The 3,051-nt window shown below is 64.3% G+C and carries 4 protein-coding genes; all 4 read right to left on the bottom strand.

The genetic code is table 11. The features are described 5' to 3' along the window. A partial coding sequence (locus tag EOA85_RS31205) for a DapH/DapD/GlmU-related protein (protein ID WP_127212300.1) occupies positions 1 to 460 on the bottom strand: 460 nt, incomplete at its 3' end. After that, on the bottom strand, positions 457 to 1,164 hold the full coding sequence (phnL, locus tag EOA85_RS31200) for a phosphonate C-P lyase system protein PhnL (protein WP_127212299.1): 708 nt from the start codon (positions 1,162 to 1,164) through the stop codon (positions 457 to 459). The genes phnL and EOA85_RS31205, both read right to left, overlap by 4 nt. Before the next feature lie 2 nt (positions 1,165 to 1,166). Next, the gene (gene phnK, locus EOA85_RS31195) at positions 1,167 to 1,943 is read right to left on the bottom strand and encodes a phosphonate C-P lyase system protein PhnK (RefSeq protein ID WP_127212298.1); all 777 of its coding nucleotides are present in this window, start codon (positions 1,941 to 1,943) and stop codon (positions 1,167 to 1,169) included. Then, positions 1,940 to 2,821: an alpha-D-ribose 1-methylphosphonate 5-phosphate C-P-lyase PhnJ gene (locus tag EOA85_RS31190; protein ID WP_127212297.1), complete on the bottom strand. Its 882-nt coding sequence runs from the start codon at positions 2,819 to 2,821 to the stop codon at positions 1,940 to 1,942. Before EOA85_RS31190 ends, phnK begins: the two co-directional genes overlap by 4 nt. Between the last annotated feature and the right edge of the window lie 230 nt (positions 2,822 to 3,051).

Raw genomic sequence — 3,051 nt, 5'->3', positions numbered from 1 at the left:
CGCCGCCGACGATGGTGTAGGGCGCAACGTCCTTCGAAACCACCGCACCGGCGCCGACCGCCGCACCGTCGCCCACGGTGACGCCGGGCAGGACGGTCGAGCCGTGGCCAAGCCAGGTGTCGTGGCCAATGGTGACGCGTCTGGCACGGCGCTGGGCGAAGAATTCGCTCTCGTGCTCGGCGTCGTCCCAATAATCCGAGGCGCGATAGGTGAAATGGTGCAGCGTCGGCCGCCACGTCGGGTGGTTGGTGGCGTTGATGCGCACATTGGCGGCGATGTTGGCGAACTTGCCGATCGTCGCGCACCAGACGCCGCAGTCCTGCATCATGTAGGAATAGTCGCCGATCGTGCTCTCCGAAACCCGGCATCGTTCGGCGATTTCGGTCCAGCGGCCAAGCGTCGAATTCTCGACTTCCGCTGTCTCGTGGACCAGCGGCGTTTCCGACAATTTTCGCGTCATGCGGCGATTTTCCCGGCGGCAAAAGCGGTCACGTCGATGACGCGGTCGGCTACCGCCTCGCGCACGTCGTGGTCATGGAAGATGCCAAGCAGGGCGACGCCGGCCGCCTTCTTGGCCGCGATCAGCGTAATCACGACATCGCGGTTCCTGGCATCGAGCGAAGCGGTCGGCTCGTCGAGCAGCAGGATCGGGTGCTCGGTGATGAAGCCGCGCGCGATGTTGACGCGCTGCTGTTCGCCGCCGGAAAAGGTCGCCGGCGGCAGTGCCCAGAGTTTTTCCGGCAGTTTGAGCTGCCCCAGCAAGGCGCGCGCCTTGCCGCGCGCAACTTCACGGTCCTCGCCGCGCTCGACCAGCGGTTCGGCGACGACATCGAGGGCGGAGACGCGCGGCACTGTGCGCAGGAACTGGCTGACATAGCCGATCGTGAGTCGGCGCACGGCAAGCACGGTGCGCGGGCTCGCCGTCGCGAGATCGATGAGCCCGTCCTCGTGCTGGACGATGATCTGGCCTTCGTCGACCGCATAGTTGCCGTAGAGCATCTTCAGGATCGAGCTCTTGCCGGCGCCGGAAGGGCCGCCGAGCACGGCGCACTCGCCTGATCTGATCGAGAACGACACGCCGGTAACGACAGGCAGTTTGATGCCGTCGCGCAGATGCATGGTGAAGCTCTTGGCGACATCGGAAACGACAAGCGGGGTTGCCATGATCACACCTGCAATATGGAAGAAACAAGGAGCTGCGTGTAGGGCGCGCGCGGATCGTCGAGCACGCGGTCGGTGAGGCCGCTTTCGACGACGCGGCCGTCCTTCATCACCATCATGCGTTGCGACAGCAGACGTGCCACTGCGAGGTCGTGGGTGACGACGATTGCCGCAAGGCCGAGATCGGTGACCAGGCCGCGCAACAGGTCGAGCAGACGCGCCTGCACGGAAACGTCGAGGCCGCCGGTCGGCTCGTCCATGAACACCAGCCGCGGCCCGGTGACGAGATTGCGGGCGATCTGCAGGCGCTGGCGCATGCCGCCGGAGAAGGCGCGCGGCTCGTCGTCGATGCGGTCCTCGTCGATCTCGACGCGCGACAGCCAGTCGACCGCAGTGGCGCGGATTTTCCCATAGTGGCGGTCTCCGACCGCCATCAGCCGCTCCCCGACATTGGCGCCGGCGGACACCGTCATGCGCAGCCCGTCGGCGGGGTTCTGGTGGACAAAGCCCCAGTCGGTGCGCATCAGGAAGCGGCGCTCGGCCTCGCTCATGCGGTAGAGTTCGCGGAACTGACCGTCGCGCATGCGGTAGCTGGCGGTGCCGGAACTCGGCAGCAATCTGGTCGAGAGGCAGTTGAGCAGCGTCGTCTTGCCGGAACCGGATTCGCCGACCACCGCCAGCACCTCGCCCGGCCAAAGGTCGAATGTGACGTTTTCGCAGCCGACACGCGAGCGGTAGAATTTGGATAGCGCGGAAACGCGCAGCAGTGGTTCGTCGGTCATTGCGCCGGCTCCATCGTTTCGGGCGCAAGACGGCCGCGATGGCCTCCTTCGCGCCGTTTCTCGCAATGGTCGGTGTCGGAGCAGACGAACATGTGGCCGCCATGGTCGTCGAGGATGACCTCGTCGAGATAGACGTTCTCGGCCGCGCACAGCGCGCAGGGCTGGTCGAAGGTCTGCACCTCGAACGGATGGTCCTCGAAATCGAGGCTGACCACATCGGTGAAGGGCGGCAGCGCATAGATGCGCTTTTCGCGGCCGGCGCCGAAAAGTTGCAGAGCCGGCGAACGGTGCATCTTTGGGTTGTCGAATTTCGGCGTTGGCGAGGGATCCATCACATAGCGCCCCTCGACCTTGACCGGGTAGGCATAGGTAGTGGCAATGCGGCCGTGCCTGGCGATGTCCTCGTAGAGCTTCACATGCATGAGGCCGTATTCCTCCAGCGCATGCATCTTGCGCGTTTCCGTTTCGCGCGGTTCGAGGAAGCGCAACGGTTCGGGAATTGGCACCTGATAGACCAGCACCTGGCCCGCGCCCAGTGGATGTTCGGGAATGCGGTGGCGGGTCTGTATGATGGTCGCCTTGGCCGTCTCGGTGGTGACGGCGACATTGGCGACCTTCTTGAAGAACGCACGGATTGAAACCGCGTTGGTGGTGTCGTCGGCGCCCTGGTCGATGACCTTGAGCACGTCTTCCGGGCCGATGATCGAAGCCGTGACCTGGACGCCGCCGGTGCCCCAGCCATAAGGCATCGGCATTTCGCGCGAGGCAAACGGCACCTGATAGCCGGGAACGGCTATGCCCTTGAGGATCGCGCGGCGGATCATCCGCTTGGTCTGCTCGTCGAGATAGGCGAAGTTGTAAGTGGCGATGTCGGTCATGGCGATCGCTTCCGCTGTGTGCTACCGAATTGACTTCCAAGACACGGAAGAAGTGCCAGGCTCAGATGACTCCAACCGGATGGATGCACATCGGAATCCTGTTGCTGGTGTTTGTCGGCGTGGTTGCCTTTGTCCTTCGAAGAATGGTTCTTCCTGCGCCGAAGGAAGGCGCGAATGGCGAAACCGTTGGCGGCAGTAGCGGCTACGGCGGATCCGGAGGGGTGTAGCGG

Origin of the sequence: Mesorhizobium sp. M5C.F.Ca.IN.020.29.1.1 (genome assembly GCF_003997375.1) — a bacterium.
GTDB lineage: Bacteria > Pseudomonadota > Alphaproteobacteria > Rhizobiales > Rhizobiaceae > Mesorhizobium > Mesorhizobium wenxiniae.
Note: the sequence above shows the minus strand (reverse complement) of the source record. Positions and strands in the feature narration are given on the sequence as shown.

Coding starts and splice junctions, on each gene's coding strand:
- phnL (WP_127212299.1), bottom strand. CDS start 1,164: ATGGCAACCCCGCTTGTCGTTTCCGATGTCGCCAAGAGCTTCACCATG.
- phnK (WP_127212298.1), bottom strand. CDS start 1,943: ATGACCGACGAACCACTGCTGCGCGTTTCCGCGCTATCCAAATTCTAC.
- EOA85_RS31190 (WP_127212297.1), bottom strand. CDS start 2,821: ATGACCGACATCGCCACTTACAACTTCGCCTATCTCGACGAGCAGACC.